Here is a 14,360-nt window from a genome sequence, read left to right as displayed (position 1 = left end):
CACCGGGCTTGAAGGTCGCGTTGCGCACCTTCATTTCGTAGTTGGTTCCATCCCAAGCAGCGAGGCGAACGCCTGAACGGGCGTCGTGAAACCATGTCCGCGGCCACGCATCCCGCCTCAGAGGATACGTCTGTACTGCCGCCGTATGTGTTGGCGCTGAAAGAGCGCATTTCGTATCTCCCTGAGCAACATGTCGCGCGCGTCATCCGTGCCTACGAGGTAGGCGCTGTTGCGCACGAAGGCCAGACGCGCAAGAGCGGTGAGCCCTACATCACTCACCCGATCGCAGTGGCGGGCATCCTCGCCGAGATGGGCATGGACGCCGAGACCATTATCGCGGCCATCCTGCACGACACGCTGGAAGACACCGAACTGAGTCGCGCCGAGTTGGCGGGCGAGTTCGGTGAGACCGTCGCCGAACTGGTCGACGGCGTCACCAAGCTGGACAAGATGCGCTTCAGCAACCGCCAGGAAGCGGATGCCGAGAGCTTCCGCAAGATGCTGCTGGCGATGGCGCGCGATCTGCGTGTGATTCTCATCAAGCTGGCGGACCGTCTGCACAACATGCGCACGCTCTCGGCCAAGGACGCGCCGTCACGCCGGCGCATCGCGCGCGAAACGCTGGAAATTTACGCGCCGATTGCGCAGCGCCTTGGCATGAACAAGATCAAGGCGGAACTGCAGGATCTGGGTTTCCACGCGCTCTATCCGGATCGCTATCGTGTGATCAGCGAACGCATTCGCGCCGCGCTGGGCAATCGCCGCGAAGCGATGAGCCGCATCGAAGGTGCGCTGTCGTCGCGCTTGATCGACGAGCACATTCCGGTGCGCGTGGTCGGGCGTATCAAATCGCCGTGGAGCATCTATTCCAAGATGCGCAACGAGCACAAAAGTTTCGCGCAGTTGATGGACGTGTACGGCTTCCGCGTTGTCACCGATAGCGCCATGAGCTGCTACATGGCACTCGGCGTGGTGCATGCGCTGTACAAGCCCGTCGATCGCCGCTTCAAGGATTTCATCGCCATTCCCAAGGCGAACGGCTATCAGTCGCTGCACACAGTGCTGCTGGGCCCATTTGGTGCGCCGATCGAAGTGCAGATCCGTACCGACGAAATGGATTCGGTGGCCGAACGTGGTGTGGCCGCGCACTGGGCGTACAAGACGGAGAGTGGTCCAGCGAACAGCGCGCAGGCGCGCGCACGCGAATGGCTTTCCGCGCTCGCCGACAGTCAGGCGAATACGCCGTCGGCGGCGGAATTCATCGAGAACGTCAAGATCGACTTGTTCCCGGATGAAACGTATCTGTTTACGCCACGTGGTGACATTCTTTCGTTGCCACGTAATGCGACGGCACTCGATTTTGCGTACGCCGTGCACACGGACGTCGGCGATCATGCTGTGGCAGCACGCGTCGACAAGAAGCTGCTGCCGTTGCGTGCGCGGCTTGAATCGGGCCAGTTGGTCGAAATCATCACGGCGCCGTCGGCGGTGCCGAATCCTGCGTGGCTGGAGTTCGTCGTTACCGGCAAGGCCCGTACGGCGATTCGTCAGTACCTGAAGCATTTGCAGCACGAAGATGCCGTGGACTTTGGCCATCGCATGCTCGATCGCGCGCTGGACGCGCTTGGCACGAATCTCGACGCCATCCAGCCGGCCGTGCTGGAAAAATTCCTGCACAAATCCAAATTCAAGCGATTGGAAGAGCTGCTGTCCGATATCGCACTCGGCAATCGCATGGCCGATCAGGTCGCCAGCCAGCTCGTCGCTGCGCGCGGCACGACGGCGCGCGGTGCGGGGGCTCCGCACGTTGCGGAAAAGATCCGCATCACCGGCGCCGAGCGCGGCGTGTTGAGCTTTGCCAATTGCTGCCACCCGTTGCCGGGTGACGACATCATTGGTTATCTATCGCCTGGCAAGGGCATCGTCGTGCATCGCACGGAATGCCCGAATGTGGCGGAGTTGCGCAAATCGCCCGAGCGTTACGTAGCCATCGAGTGGGATCGCGATGTGCAGGGCGATTACCGCGCCGAATTGCGTATCGAAGTCATCAACCGTCCTGGCGTGCTTGCCACCGTTGCGGCGGCGATTGCGGCCGCCGACTCGAACATCGAAAACGTGGAATATGTCGAGCGCGATATGTCGGCGGCGACGCTGCTCTTCACCATCGAGGTGAAGAATCGCAAGCATCTGGCGGAAGTGATTCGGCGCGTGCGCCGCACGGGCGTGGTCAGCGGCGTCTATCGCTATCCGCTGTAAAAGGTCGGCTACGCATTCCCGGCGCGTCGCTTTACACTCCGCGCTTTACTCCCCACGGAATGTCTCCCATGTCCCGCATTATCATTGCTACCGACAAGGCGCCCGCCGCCATCGGCCCGTATTCGCAGGCCGTCCGTGCTGGCAATACCGTGTATTTCTCCGGCCAGATTCCGCTCGATCCGGCAACCGGCGCGCTGGTTGAAGGTGACATCACCACGCAGACGCGTCGCGTATTCGACAATCTGGTTGCCGTAGCGCAGGCCGCAGGTGGCTCGCTCGCGCAGGTGGTTCGCGTGGGCATCTATGTTACGGATCTGGCCAACTTCGCAGCGGTCAACGCGGTGATGGGCGAATACTTTCAGCAACCGTATCCGGCGCGCTCGACGATCGAAGTGTCAGGCCTGCCGAAGGGTGCGCATGTCGAAGTCGATGCGATCATGGTGCTCGACTGATTTTGCAACGCGGTGACTGCTGACAACCCTTGTCGGCAGTCATGTCCCCATGGCGCGTCGACTCGTTTAGTCTTACGCCGATGGCCACGTCCAAACCCCGCCCGATCATCGACACGACTGCCGATCCCGGACATCTGCCCGTGGCAACGCTGGGCGGTGTCGGGCCTGCCTTGGCCGAAACATTCGCGCGTCTCGGTCTTCACCGCGTGCAGGACCTCTGGTTCCATTTGCCGCTGCGTTATGAAGATCGCACACGCATCACACCGCTAAGAGATTTGCGGCCCGGAATGCGCGCGCAAGTCGTTGCCACGGTCGAGGCGGTCGAAAAAGGTTTTCGCTATCGGCCGCAACTGAAGGTGGCGATTGGCGATGGTGCGATGGAAACGCTGCTGCTGCGGTTCTTTCATTTCAACCGCGCACAGGCCGAACAATTGCGAGTGGGCGTACGGTTGCTGTGTTATGGCGAGGTACGTCAGGGCAACAGCAGCCTGGAGATGGTGCATCCGCAATACCAGCGCCTCGCGGAAAACGCCGATATCGCGCTCGATGAACGCCTGAGTCCGGTCTATCCAACCACTGAAGGTCTGGGGCAAAAGCGCCTGGCCGGTGTGATCGACAAGGCCTTGCAGCTGTTGCCGCAAGATGCACAGCTTGAGTTGATTCCGCCTTCGCTTTGCGCCGAACACGGACTGACCTCATTGCGCGAAGCGTTGCTTTATGTGCATCGCCCACCCGCTGATGCACGGTTGGATCAGTTGATGTTGGGCCGGCATCCTGCACAGCAACGTCTTGCGTTCGAAGAATTGCTTACGCAACACATGAGTCTGAAACGCTTGCGCGCTGCGGTGCGCGAACGTCGCGCGCCCAAGCTCAATGGCAAGGGTGCGTTGCGCAAGCGCTGGCTGGATGCATTGCCATTCCGTCTCACTGCTGCCCAGCAACGCGTCATCAAGGAAGTGAGCGCTGATATCGCGCAGCCACATCCTATGTTGCGTCTTGTGCAGGGCGATGTGGGCTCTGGCAAAACCGCGGTGGCATGTGCGGCGGCGCTCGCGGCCGTGGAATCGGGTTATCAAGTTGCGTTGATGGCACCCACCGAATTGCTTGCCGAACAGCACCTGCGCAATTTCCGTCATTGGCTCGAACCGTTGAACATTTCGGTGGAGTGGCTAGCGGGTAAGCAGCAAGGCAAGGCACGGCAACAAGCGATGCGTCGCGTAGCCGAAGGTGCGTCCATTGTTATCGGTACGCATGCGCTGATGCAGGAGGGTGTCGAATTTGCGCGGCTCGGTTTGGTGATCGTCGATGAGCAACATCGTTTCGGCGTGCAGCAACGACTCGCCCTGCGCGATAAAGGATTGGAAGGCGAACTGGTGCCTCACCAGCTTGTGTTGACGGCGACGCCGATCCCGCGAACGCTGGCCATGAGTGCCTACGCGGATCTTGATATTTCCGCGATCGATGAACTTCCACCCGGTCGTACACCCGTGCAAACCATCGCCATTTCCAATGCGCGGCGCATAGAGGTGATCGAACGCATTCATGCCGCCTGCGTGGAAGGACGGCAGGTGTATTGGGTTTGCACGCTTATCGAGGAGTCCGAGCAATTGCGCGCGCAGGCCGCCGAAGCGGCGCATGCGGAACTGACGCACGCGCTTGTCGATTGTCGCGTAGGCCTGATTCATGGGCGCATGAAGCCAAAAGAAAAACAGGCCGTGATGGATACGTTCAAGTCAGGCGAGCTGGCCGTATTGGTTGCCACTACCGTCATCGAAGTAGGCGTAGACGTTCCAAACGCGAGCTTGATGGTGATCGAAAACAGCGAGCGTCTGGGTCTCTCGCAGCTTCATCAATTGCGCGGACGAGTAGGGCGCGGCGCGATTGCATCCAACTGCGTGCTGCTTTATCAACCACCGCTTGGACAGCTCGCGCAAGAGCGCTTGCAGGTCATGCGCGAAACCAACGACGGTTTTCGCATTGCCGAAAAAGATCTGGAACTGCGCGGCCCTGGCGAAGTGCTAGGCACGCGCCAGACTGGCCAGCTGAGTTTCCGCATGGCCGATCTCACGCGCGATGCACATCTCTTGCCAGCGGTGCAGCGTGTGGGCGAGCAGATGCTGGCCGAATATCCCGAGCAGGCAGGTCGTTTGATCGAACGCTGGATCGGTGGCGCGGCGCGATACGCCAACGCGTAACTGACGCCATGTCGTGTGGACTAGCCCCAGCGCCACATGGCGTCTAAGCTAACTCGCTTCCCCAGACGCAAATTCCCCCCCCGATGAGCAAGCCACTACTTCTGATCGATACCGACCCCGGTGTGGATGACGCCCTGGCGATCATGATGGCGCACGCCCATGCCGATGTTCTTGGATTGAGCATCGCGGCCGGTAACGTCGGCTTGTCGCACACTGTGCGCAACGCACGCACGTTGGTGGATTTGGTGGAAGCCCAAACGCCCGTCTTCGCGGGTTGCCCGACACCACTGGTTCGTTTGCCCGAAGAAGACGCGGCGTTTGTGCATGGGCGTGATGGTCTGGGCGATGTCGGCTTTCCCGAGCCTGTGACGGGGGTGTCGGATGAGCATGCAGCGCACGCGATTTTGCGTTTGACGCGCGAGCATCCCGGCGAGGTCACGCTGGTGGCGCTCGCGCCGCTGACCAATGTTGCGCTGGCGCTCAGGCTCGATCCCACGCTCCCACAACGGGTCAAGCGTCTTGTCGTGATGGGCGGCGCAGTGACCGGTCACGGCAATACGGGGCATATACCTGCCGAATTCAACGTGGGCTTCGATCCGGAAGCCGCGCATATCGTTTTCGAAGGTTTTCCCGAATTCGATCTGGTCGATTGGGAGCTCACCCTGCGACATGCCTTCGACGAAGCGGAATTCGACCACTGGCTGGCCACCGGCGACCATCGCGCCGCGTTCTTCGAGCGCGTGTTCCGGGTGGCGCGCGAAACCAATCGCAAGCGTGAGCGTCGCGGTATCATCGCCGCCGATGCGCTGGCGATGGCCGTGGCGATCGACCCTGCGGTGATCGTTCGCAGCGAGCGCAGGCACGTCGGTATCGAACTGGATGGTCGCCTGACCCGTGGCGCCACCGTAGTGGATTGGGACAACCGCCTGAAGCTGCCGGCCCGGGCGAATGTGGTGCTGGAGCTGGATCAGGCTCGCTTCGGGGCCCTGGTTCGCAAGGCCTTGGGCGCCTGAAGACCCGTTTCCGCGGGGTCCATATCGGTTGACCAACCCTTTGGATGGCCGATATAATGCCGCTCTTTTCACCCACCGCTTTGAGCCCGTCATGAAGCCCGATATCCATCCGAATTACCGCCAGGTGGTGTTCCAGGACCTGTCGTCCGATTTCGCGTTTCTGACGCGTTCCACGATTGCGACCAAGGAAACCGTCAAGTGGGAAGACGGCAACGAGTACCCACTGATCAAGGTGGATATCTCGAGCCATTCGCATCCGTTCTACACCGGTAAGCAGAAGACCCTCGACGTGGGCGGCCGCGTGGACAAGTTCCGCCGCCGTTACGCGCAAAAGTAATTTTTCTGCATACCTGCTGTCATCGGCAGGTTAGCGATTCGACACAGAGCAGGCGCGCAGCCTGCTCTGTGTTTTTGCGCGTTCGTAAATCATCGCGATGGCACCGTGCGGCCTCGGATGTTCCAGATCGATGTGCGATAATGGATGGGATGCATCGTCGACGTTCCCCCTCGACGGTGCGACTTTCCCTCACCGGCGGTTGCCGTTTTGCGGCGGTCACGGTGGCACCCATGTGTAGGAGGTTTCCGTGTCCGATTCCAAGTCCGTCAAGCTGGTAGATGAGTCCAATGGCCGTAGTAGCGAAATGCCGCTGCTAACCGGCACGATTGGGCCGGCCTGCATCGACATCGCCCCGCTGTACAAGGACACCGGTCACTTCACGTACGACCCGGGTTTTGGCAGTACCGCCAGCACCAAGAGTGCCATCACGTACATCGACGGCGATCAGGGCATCCTGATGTACCGCGGTTATCCGATCGAGCAGCTGGCCGAAAAGTCGAGCTTCCTCGAAGTGGCTTATCTGCTGCTCAACGGCGAGTTGCCGAACAAGGAACAGTTCGCGGGCTTTGAAAACGACATCACGCACCACACGATGATGCATGAGTCGCAGCGGAATTTTTTCCAGGGGTTCCATCACGACGCGCATCCGATGGCGATGCTCGCTGCGTCAGTGGCCTCGCTTTCGGCGTTCTATCACGAGGATCTGGACGTCGATAACGCCGACGATCGCAAGCTTGCAGCGATCCGCCTGATTGCCAAGATGCCGACGATTGCGGCAGCCTGTTATCGCTATTCGATTGGCTGGCCGTTCCGTTATCCGCGCAACAACCTCGAATACGTCAATCGCTTCCTGCACATGATGTTCGAAGTGCCGAGCGAGCCGCTGGAAATGAAGCCGGTGGTGGCCAAGGCGCTGGATCTGCTTTTCATCCTGCACGCCGATCACGAACAGAACGCTTCCACGTCGACCGTGCGCCTGGTCGGTTCGACGGGTGCAAACCCGTACGCCTCCATCGCTGCCGGTATCACTGCGCTGTGGGGCCCGGCACACGGTGGCGCCAACGAAGCCGTGCTGAAGATGCTGGAAGAAATCGGCACGCCGGACAAGGTGGAAACCGCGGTCAAGCGTGCGAAGGACAAGAACGACAACTTCCGCCTGATGGGCTTTGGCCATCGCGTGTACAAGAACTTCGATCCGCGCGCGAAGATCATCCGCGAAATGTGCCACAAGGTGCTGGAGGAGCTCGGCGTCAACGATCCGCTGCTCGACGTGGCTATGAAGCTGGAAGAAGCTGCACTGAAGGACGACTACTTCGTCGAGCGCAAGCTGTATCCGAACGTCGATTTCTACTCGGGCATCATCTACAAGGCGCTCGGTATTCCGACCGAGATGTTCACCGTGATGTTTGCCATTGCGCGCACCGCTGGTTGGATCGCTCACTGGATCGAGCAGCACGAAACGCCAGGCTCGCGTATTGGCCGTCCGCGTCAGCTGTATGTCGGTTCCGACACGCGCAATTACGTCGGCATGGACAAGCGCAAGTAATCCAGCGCGCACGCCAGATAAAAAAAGCCCGGCACATGCCGGGCTTTTTTTTGTCAGGGTGATAGAAGTCAGCGAATCGCTGCCGCCAATTTGCGTTCGAATTCATCCTGCTCGTTGTCTTCCTCCGCGAGCATGATCTCCACGGATGCCAGCGATGCACGACGCATCGGTTTTTCGTCCATGCGGTTGAGGGGCGCCTGCCGCAATGCATTGAGCGGCATCACGGTCAGATCGAACGGAAGCTTGTCAGCGGCGAAGAGCAGTACCGGGAACTCGGCTTGCTCTTCACGGCTCATGCGAATACGGCGTGTTTGTGTTTCAACCGGCACGCCATGTTCACGCAGGTAGATACCCACAGCTTCAAGATCGTCACTAAAAACGTGCAGGCACACGGCAGAGTGCGAATCGGCCGTGCCTTCGAGCACCGCACCGACCAGGCGCGGTTCAAAACGTTGAAGGAATCGCATGGCATCGACGGCTGCTTCGCGTCGAGCCCTGAGTAGTTGCGGTTGGCTGTCAGCCTGAAACAGCCGTTGATGTTCGCGCAATGCTTCTTCGATTTCGTGATTGCGCGGTAAGGCTTGTTCGTCGAGTACGCCCAGTCTTTCGGCGGCTTTGCGTTTGGCGTGATGGAAGTCGCGAATTCCGTGTTCACTCATCAGGCGCGCCGCTTCTTGTGCGACGCGTAACCGATTGCGCTGTACACGGTCGTGTGCGTGGATGCGGTGGTGTTCACCTCGTGCCATGCCCCGGCCCTCTTCTGCAGCGTCGGGGCAAGCCTACCGTAAAATTAGAAAATATCGTTAGCCTGCTGCTGATCCTGGTTTTGCTGCTGTTGCTGTTGGGCCATGTTGTGCAGGCGGTCGATATCCTCGACCTTGAAAATCTCCGACATCGCGCCCGGATCGCCCGTTTCGGTCGGCAGGCCGCTTTGGTTGTTGATCTGCAGCGTCGTGATGCCCGGCGGCATCGCCAAGCTGTTCTGCGGCAGGCCCTTCATGACCTCGCCCACGTAATCGATCCAGATCGGCAACGCCGCCTTGGCGCCAAATTCACCTTTACCCAGCGAGCCGAAGTCGTCGAAACCGACCCAGACCGCCGTTGAAAGATCGCCGTTGAAGCCGACGAACCAGGCGTCGCGGTGATCGTTCGTCGAACCGGTTTTGCCGGCCAGATCCGGGCGATTGAGCACTTTCGCCGCGTAACCGGTGCCGAGCGGGTTGGTGATCACATCCTTCATCATGGACGTGATGAGGTAGTCGTTGCGGATATCGATGACGTGCGGCGCCAGCACTGGCGCGGCTTCGCCGCTGTGAGCATCTGCGGGCAGCACAGTTTCGCCGGCTGTCGCCACGCTGGCGGCGACAGCCGGGGCACTCGAGGAAGCGCTTGCCGATACGCCGTTGGTCAGCATGCTGGCTGGCGGCGGGGCAGGCGGCGTGTTTTGCAGCAAGCGAGCCTGGCAGTTGTTGCAGGCGCGCGCTGGATTGGCCACATAGACGGGTTTGCCATCGCGGTCGTCGATTTCGCTGATGAAGTACGGCGTAATCAGATAACCGCCATTGGCGAACACGGCATAACCGCGCGCCATGCTGAGTGGCGATACCGAAGCGGTGCCAAGCGCCATCGACAGATTGTTCGGCAGCGCATCGAGCGGGAAACCGAAACGCGTGATGTATTCGCGCGCGTAACGCACGCCGATGGCGTCAAGCAGGCGGACGGAGACAAGGTTCTTCGATTCCAGCAGCGCTTCGCGCAGGCGCATGGGGCCTGCGAATTTGTCGTCATCGTTGCTGGGTGTCCAAAGCCCGTTCGGTTGCGATGGATCGGGCAACGCGAGTGGCGCGTCGTTGATGATCGAAGCGGTCGTGAAACCACGCTCGAACGCGGCCGAATAGAGGAACGGCTTGAAGCTCGAACCCGGCTGGCGAGCGGCCATCACGACGCGGTTGAACTTGCTGCGCGAGAAGTTGAAACCGCCGACCAGCGACTGGATCGCGCCGTCTTCGGGGCTCAGCGACACGAGCGCGGCCTGTGCCTTCGGAATCTGCGTCAGCTGCCAATTGCCCTTGTCATCGCGGATCACACGAATGACGTCGCCTGCCTTCAGCACGGTATCGACGGCCTTTGGCTCGGCGCCCACGCGGCTATCGCTGATATACGGACGCGCCCAGCTGATGGCGTCCAGACTGAGTTTTATCGTCTGATGATCGAGCAGGAAGACCTCCGCTTCCGAGGCCGTGGCGTGAACGACCAGGCCCGGGACCAATCCAGCTACATCCGAATAACTGGAAAGGATGTTGCTGTAATCGGACTCGCCGGCACCTGCGGAGAGCTCCTCATGGGCCTCCGGGCCGCGCCAGCCATGGCGATGATCGTAGATGGCCAGGCCATCGCGCACGGCCGCCACGGCAGCGAGCTGGCGGGTGCCGATCAGCGTGGTCTTGACTACATAGCCTTCGGTTAGCGCGTCGTTGCCGAGTCGGTCCAGCGCCTGAAGTCGAGCCATTTCAGCCACGTAAGGCGCATCGACCTGGATGGGCTGCTCGTGCGGTGCGGCGTTTTCCGGCGTGTTGATGGCTTCGGTGTATTGGGCATCATTGATGTACTTGTGCTCGCGCATCTGGCCAAGCACCCAGTTGCGCCGAGCCGTCAGGCGCGGGACGTTGGTCAGCGGATTGACCGCCGAGGGCAGCTGGAAGGTCGAGGCAATTGCGGCGCACTGGGCAATCGTCAGCTGGTCGAGCTTCTTGCCGTAGTAATACTCCGCGGCAGCCGCAATGCCATACGAACGGTGTCCAAGGAACATCTTATTGAGATAGAGCTCCAGGATCTGATCCTTGCTGAACTCGTTCTCCATCCGCAGCGCAATGAACATTTCCATCAATTTGCGCGAATAAAGCTTCTGCGGGCTCAGGAAGAAGTTACGCGCCACCTGCTGCGTAATGGTGGAGCCGCCCTGCGTTTTGTTGCCGCCCGAGGCCACCACATGGAAGCCCGCGCGCATGACGCCGCGCCAGTCCACGCCAGGGTGGGTATAGAAGTCCGCGTCCTCGGCCGAGAGCACCGCATGCTTGAGCATGTCCGGTACCTGGTCCATGGAGACCGGAATACGGCGGGTCTCGCCAAAGGTGGCGATCAGCTTGCCGTCGGCGGTCAGGACCTGCAGGGGGACCTGCATGTGGTAGTCCTTGAGCACCGCCACCGAGGGGAGGCGGGGGGCGACCAGCCAATAGGCGACCCCGGCGGCCAAGGCGATGAGCAGAAGTCCACTAAAGCCCAGAATAAGGACCCAGCGCAGGAGGGCCTTGAGAATTCGCGTCATGTGAGTGTAGCGAGACCTGAGTCAAAACAGTTCAGAGTATAGATGTAGCAGTATGTGCAACATGAGTGACGGATTATCAAAACCTTAATCGCGACTTCTGGCGGGTTGGCTCAAATGTGGCGCCCATCACGTCAAAAGTCTCGAAGAAGTTCGTGTAGGCCGTTGCTATTGCGTTAATTTTTCGATCTAATGGCCCGGCAGTCCCGCCAACCATAGGCGGACGCACCAGGGGTCAAGGGGGAATCATCGTGGGGCTCTTAACACCCAAGAAGCCGCCGCTCGTCGGTGTCGACATTAGCTCGACGGCCGTTAAGCTGCTGCAGCTCAGTCAAGCCGGCGGGCGCTATCGCGTAGAACATTACGCGATCGAACCGCTGCCCCCTAACGCAGTCGTCGAGAAGAACATCGTCGAGGTCGAAGCCGTTGGCGAAGCCATTCGCCGCGCGCTCGCTCGCTCTGGCGCGAAGGTGAAGCACGCATCGGCTGCTGTTGCCGGATCGGCAGTGATCACGCGCATCGTTCCGATGGCTGCAGAACTTTCCGAAGACGATCTGGAAAGCCAGATCATGGTGGAAGCGAACCAGTACATCCCGTATCCGATCGAGGAAGTGAGCCTCGATTTCGAGGTGCTGGGTCCGGTTCGTGACAACCCCGAAATGAATAACGTGCTGCTCGCTGCATCGCGCACGGAAAACGTCGATATGCGCGTTGCGGCGCTCGATCTGGGTGGTCTCACCGCCGAGATCATCGATGTCGAAGCGTTCGCGATGGAAAACGCGTTCACGATGATCTCCGATCAGTTGAACGTCGGTCGCGACGCGCTCGTCGCCGTCGTCGACATCGGCGCAACGATGACAACGCTCTCCGTACTCAAGAACCAGCGCACCATTTATTCGCGTGAGCAGGTGTTCGGCGGCAAGCAGCTCACCGACGAAATCATGCGCCGCTACGGTCTTTCTTACGAGGAAGCCGGCCGTGCGAAGCGCAAGGGTGGTTTGCCGGAATCGTACGAAGCCGAGGCGCTGCAGCCGTTCAAGGAGTCGCTGGTCCAGCAGATCAGCCGCCTGCTGCAGTTCTTCTATGCCGGTAGCGAGTACAGCAAGGTGGATCAGGTCGTATTGGCCGGTGGCTGTGCCTCCATCGACGGCATCAACACGATGCTCGAGGAGCAGCTCGGTTTGCCTTGCGTCGTCGCCAACCCGCTGGCACGGATGTCGCTTTCCAATCGCGTGCAGGCGCAGTCGCTGACCCAGGACGCTCCGGCATTGATGATTGCAGTCGGACTCGCGATGAGGAGTTTCGACTGATGGCACGCATAAACCTACTCCCGCACCGCGCTGCGACGCGGAAACAACGCGAACGCGATTTCTTCGTCCAGCTCGCCATCACCGCTGCGGCTGCGATTGGCTTCATGGTCCTCTGGAACATCTGGATGGGCATGCGCGTAGACAATCAGAATGAGCGCAACGCTTACCTGCAGGATCAGATCAAGCAGGTGGACGCGCGCCTGACCAAGATCAACGATCTGGAAAACGTTCGCGCGCAGCTGCTTGCACGCAAACAGATCATCGAGCAGCTGCAGGCCAATCGCTCCCAGATGGTTCACCTGTTTGACGAATTGGTTAAGACCGTTCCAGGTAGCGCACGTCTGACATCCATTAAGCAAGCGGGTGACCAGATGACGCTCGGCGGCGTCGCGCAATCGAACGCCAGTGTCGCCCAATACATGCGCAACATCGAAGCATCGCCGTGGATGGGTCCGACCGATCTCAGCAAAACTGAAAACAGTCACGATGCGACGCGCATGCCCTATAGCTTTGGATTGACTGTCGCGTTGCAGCGTCCCAAACAGGACGATGGCAGCGGGCCTGGCGCATCGCCGGCTGCATCGAGCAGCACCGGCTCGTCGATGAATGCGCCAGTCAACACGACGGCTCCACAGACCAATCAGGCCATGCCGACGACGAACTCGCAGGCACCTAATCCATCGGGCGCGCCAGTCAAGGGAGGAGCCAAGTCATGAAACTCCTCGATGATTTGAAGAATCTTGACCGCAACAACATTGGCGGCTGGCCCAAATCAGTAAAAAATTTCTTCAAAGTATTGCTCTTTGTAGTCATCGTGCTGGCAGGTTGGTATTTCATTATCAGCCCTCAGCAAGACACGTTGCAGAACCTCGCTGGCAAAGAGGAACAACTCAAGCGAGAGTTCTCGGAGAAGCAGGCAAAGTCGGTCAATCTGGAGGCGCTGCAGCAGCAACTCGACGAGATGAAAGACATGCTGCGCCAGCTGCTGCGTCAGCTGCCCAGCAAGACAGAAATGCCTGAGCTGCTGGTGGATGTCTCTCAGACTGCGCTTTCTGCCGGGCTGCAGCAGGAACTGTTCCAGCCGGGCGTCGAAGTGCCGAAAGACTTCTACGCGGAAAAACCCATTCAGCTGAAGATGATTGGCACCTATCATCAGTTTGGTACGTTCATCAGTGGTGTGGCTTCGTTACCGCGCGTGGTGATTTTGACCATGCATGATGTCTCCCTGACACCACTAAGCAAGCCCACGGCGGGTGCGGAGCCTGGCCCAAATCAGCTTCTGGTATTGCAGGGAACGGTAAAAACTTACCGGTACCTTGATGATTCTGAGACAGGCGATACGGCAGGCAAAGCGAAGAACAAGAAGCCTGGGGGGCGGAAATGAAGATCATGACTGCCAAGAAGCCCATGCATCTGGCCAAAGTGCTCTTACTCGCAGGCGCAGTATTGACGCTCGCTGGTTGCACACGCGGCATGTCCGATCTGCGCGATTGGGTCGCGCAAGAGAAGGCCAAGCGTGGTGCGCCCATCCCGCCGCTGCCGGTAATCAAGACATTCGAGACGTTCATCTACAACGATCAGGATAAACGTGATCCGTTCAGTCCGAGCGCTGACGAATTAAATGAAAACAGCGGACCACGGCCGGACGAAGGACGTCCGAGACAGCCTTTGGAGGCTTTCTCTCTGGATAGCTTGAAAATGGTTGGCAGCATCGGTTCGGGCGCCAACATGGAAGCATTGGTCAAGGACCCGATGGGCGTGATTCACCGCGTCCATGCGAACGAATACATGGGCCAGAACTACGGCCGTATCACTGGCATCAGTGGTGACAAGGTCGACCTGGTCGAATTGGTTTCCAACGGCAACGGCGGCTGGATGGAACGTCCAGCCAGCATCGCGCTCGCTGCGAACGCGACGAAATAGGAATAC

At 59.7% G+C, this 14,360-nt stretch carries 12 protein-coding genes; 10 read left to right on the top strand and 2 right to left on the bottom strand.

Annotated features, from left to right (window positions below):
• The first annotated feature begins 93 nt into the window (after nt 1-93).
• From EKH79_RS08530 to EKH79_RS08505, 6 genes are all read left to right on the top strand, one after another.
• Nucleotides 94-2,256 (top strand): RelA/SpoT family protein, encoded by a 2,163-nt coding sequence (locus EKH79_RS08530; RefSeq protein WP_126673372.1) that lies wholly within the window; start codon nt 94-96, stop codon nt 2,254-2,256.
• A 68-nt stretch (nt 2,257-2,324) separates the two neighbouring features.
• A complete protein-coding gene (locus EKH79_RS08525) occupies nt 2,325-2,708 on the top strand; it encodes a RidA family protein (protein ID WP_126673371.1) in 384 nt (127 codons plus the stop codon).
• Between the two features lie 80 nt (nt 2,709-2,788).
• The gene (recG, locus tag EKH79_RS08520) at nt 2,789-4,903 is read left to right on the top strand and encodes an ATP-dependent DNA helicase RecG (RefSeq protein ID WP_126673852.1); all 2,115 of its coding nucleotides are present in this window, start codon (nt 2,789-2,791) and stop codon (nt 4,901-4,903) included.
• Between the two features lie 83 nt (nt 4,904-4,986).
• Nucleotides 4,987-5,916, top strand: a complete 930-nt coding sequence (locus tag EKH79_RS08515; protein WP_126673370.1) for a nucleoside hydrolase — start codon at nt 4,987-4,989, stop codon at nt 5,914-5,916.
• Nucleotides 5,917-6,007: 91 nt separating this feature from the next.
• On the top strand, nt 6,008-6,253 hold the full coding sequence (locus EKH79_RS08510; RefSeq protein ID WP_056005111.1) for a type B 50S ribosomal protein L31: 246 nt from the start codon (nt 6,008-6,010) through the stop codon (nt 6,251-6,253).
• 247 nt (nt 6,254-6,500) lie between these two features.
• On the top strand, nt 6,501-7,799 hold the full coding sequence (locus EKH79_RS08505) for a citrate synthase (RefSeq protein WP_126673369.1): 1,299 nt from the start codon (nt 6,501-6,503) through the stop codon (nt 7,797-7,799).
• Nucleotides 7,800-7,867: 68 nt separating this feature from the next.
• Here EKH79_RS08505 and EKH79_RS08500 read toward each other — a convergent pair whose 3' ends face one another.
• Both EKH79_RS08500 and EKH79_RS08495 read right to left on the bottom strand, forming a co-directional pair.
• Nucleotides 7,868-8,545 carry a hypothetical protein gene (locus EKH79_RS08500; RefSeq protein WP_126673368.1) on the bottom strand — a complete coding sequence of 226 codons (678 nt, stop codon included), beginning with the start codon at nt 8,543-8,545 and terminating at the stop codon, nt 7,868-7,870.
• A 44-nt stretch (nt 8,546-8,589) separates the two neighbouring features.
• Nucleotides 8,590-11,124: a penicillin-binding protein 1A gene (locus EKH79_RS08495; RefSeq protein ID WP_126673367.1), complete on the bottom strand. Its 2,535-nt coding sequence runs from the start codon at nt 11,122-11,124 to the stop codon at nt 8,590-8,592.
• A 248-nt stretch (nt 11,125-11,372) separates the two neighbouring features.
• Between EKH79_RS08495 and EKH79_RS08490 the strand changes: the two genes are divergently transcribed.
• From EKH79_RS08490 to EKH79_RS08475, 4 genes are read left to right on the top strand one after another with little or no spacing between them, the layout of a single operon-like run.
• Nucleotides 11,373-12,431 (top strand): pilus assembly protein PilM, encoded by a 1,059-nt coding sequence (locus EKH79_RS08490; RefSeq protein ID WP_126673366.1) that lies wholly within the window; start codon nt 11,373-11,375, stop codon nt 12,429-12,431.
• A complete protein-coding gene (locus tag EKH79_RS08485; protein ID WP_126673365.1) occupies nt 12,431-13,147 on the top strand; it encodes a PilN domain-containing protein in 717 nt (238 codons plus the stop codon). The genes EKH79_RS08490 and EKH79_RS08485 overlap by 1 nt, the downstream gene beginning before the upstream one ends.
• Nucleotides 13,144-13,815, top strand: a complete 672-nt coding sequence (locus tag EKH79_RS08480) for a type IV pilus inner membrane component PilO (RefSeq protein ID WP_126673364.1) — start codon at nt 13,144-13,146, stop codon at nt 13,813-13,815. The genes EKH79_RS08485 and EKH79_RS08480 overlap by 4 nt, the downstream gene beginning before the upstream one ends.
• On the top strand, nt 13,812-14,354 hold the full coding sequence (locus EKH79_RS08475) for a pilus assembly protein PilP (RefSeq protein ID WP_126673363.1): 543 nt from the start codon (nt 13,812-13,814) through the stop codon (nt 14,352-14,354). Before EKH79_RS08480 ends, EKH79_RS08475 begins: the two co-directional genes overlap by 4 nt.
• Nucleotides 14,355-14,360: the final 6 nt, after the last annotated feature.

The organism is Dyella dinghuensis (genome assembly GCF_003977615.1).
GTDB lineage: Bacteria > Pseudomonadota > Gammaproteobacteria > Xanthomonadales > Rhodanobacteraceae > Dyella_B > Dyella_B dinghuensis.
Note: the sequence above shows the minus strand (reverse complement) of the source record. Positions and strands in the feature narration are given on the sequence as shown.

Excerpts from the sequence above, each read along its gene's own strand:
- EKH79_RS08530 (WP_126673372.1), top strand. The coding sequence starts at position 94 with ATGTCCGCGGCCACGCATCCCGCCTCAGAGGATACGTCTGTACTGCCG.
- EKH79_RS08485 (WP_126673365.1), top strand. The coding sequence starts at position 12,431 with ATGGCACGCATAAACCTACTCCCGCACCGCGCTGCGACGCGGAAACAA.
- recG (WP_126673852.1), top strand. The coding sequence starts at position 2,789 with ATGGCCACGTCCAAACCCCGCCCGATCATCGACACGACTGCCGATCCC.
- EKH79_RS08495 (WP_126673367.1), bottom strand. The coding sequence starts at position 11,124 with ATGACGCGAATTCTCAAGGCCCTCCTGCGCTGGGTCCTTATTCTGGGC.
- EKH79_RS08500 (WP_126673368.1), bottom strand. The coding sequence starts at position 8,545 with ATGGCACGAGGTGAACACCACCGCATCCACGCACACGACCGTGTACAG.
- EKH79_RS08480 (WP_126673364.1), top strand. The coding sequence starts at position 13,144 with ATGAAACTCCTCGATGATTTGAAGAATCTTGACCGCAACAACATTGGC.
- EKH79_RS08515 (WP_126673370.1), top strand. The coding sequence starts at position 4,987 with ATGAGCAAGCCACTACTTCTGATCGATACCGACCCCGGTGTGGATGAC.
- EKH79_RS08510 (WP_056005111.1), top strand. The coding sequence starts at position 6,008 with ATGAAGCCCGATATCCATCCGAATTACCGCCAGGTGGTGTTCCAGGAC.
- EKH79_RS08525 (WP_126673371.1), top strand. The coding sequence starts at position 2,325 with ATGTCCCGCATTATCATTGCTACCGACAAGGCGCCCGCCGCCATCGGC.
- EKH79_RS08475 (WP_126673363.1), top strand. The coding sequence starts at position 13,812 with ATGAAGATCATGACTGCCAAGAAGCCCATGCATCTGGCCAAAGTGCTC.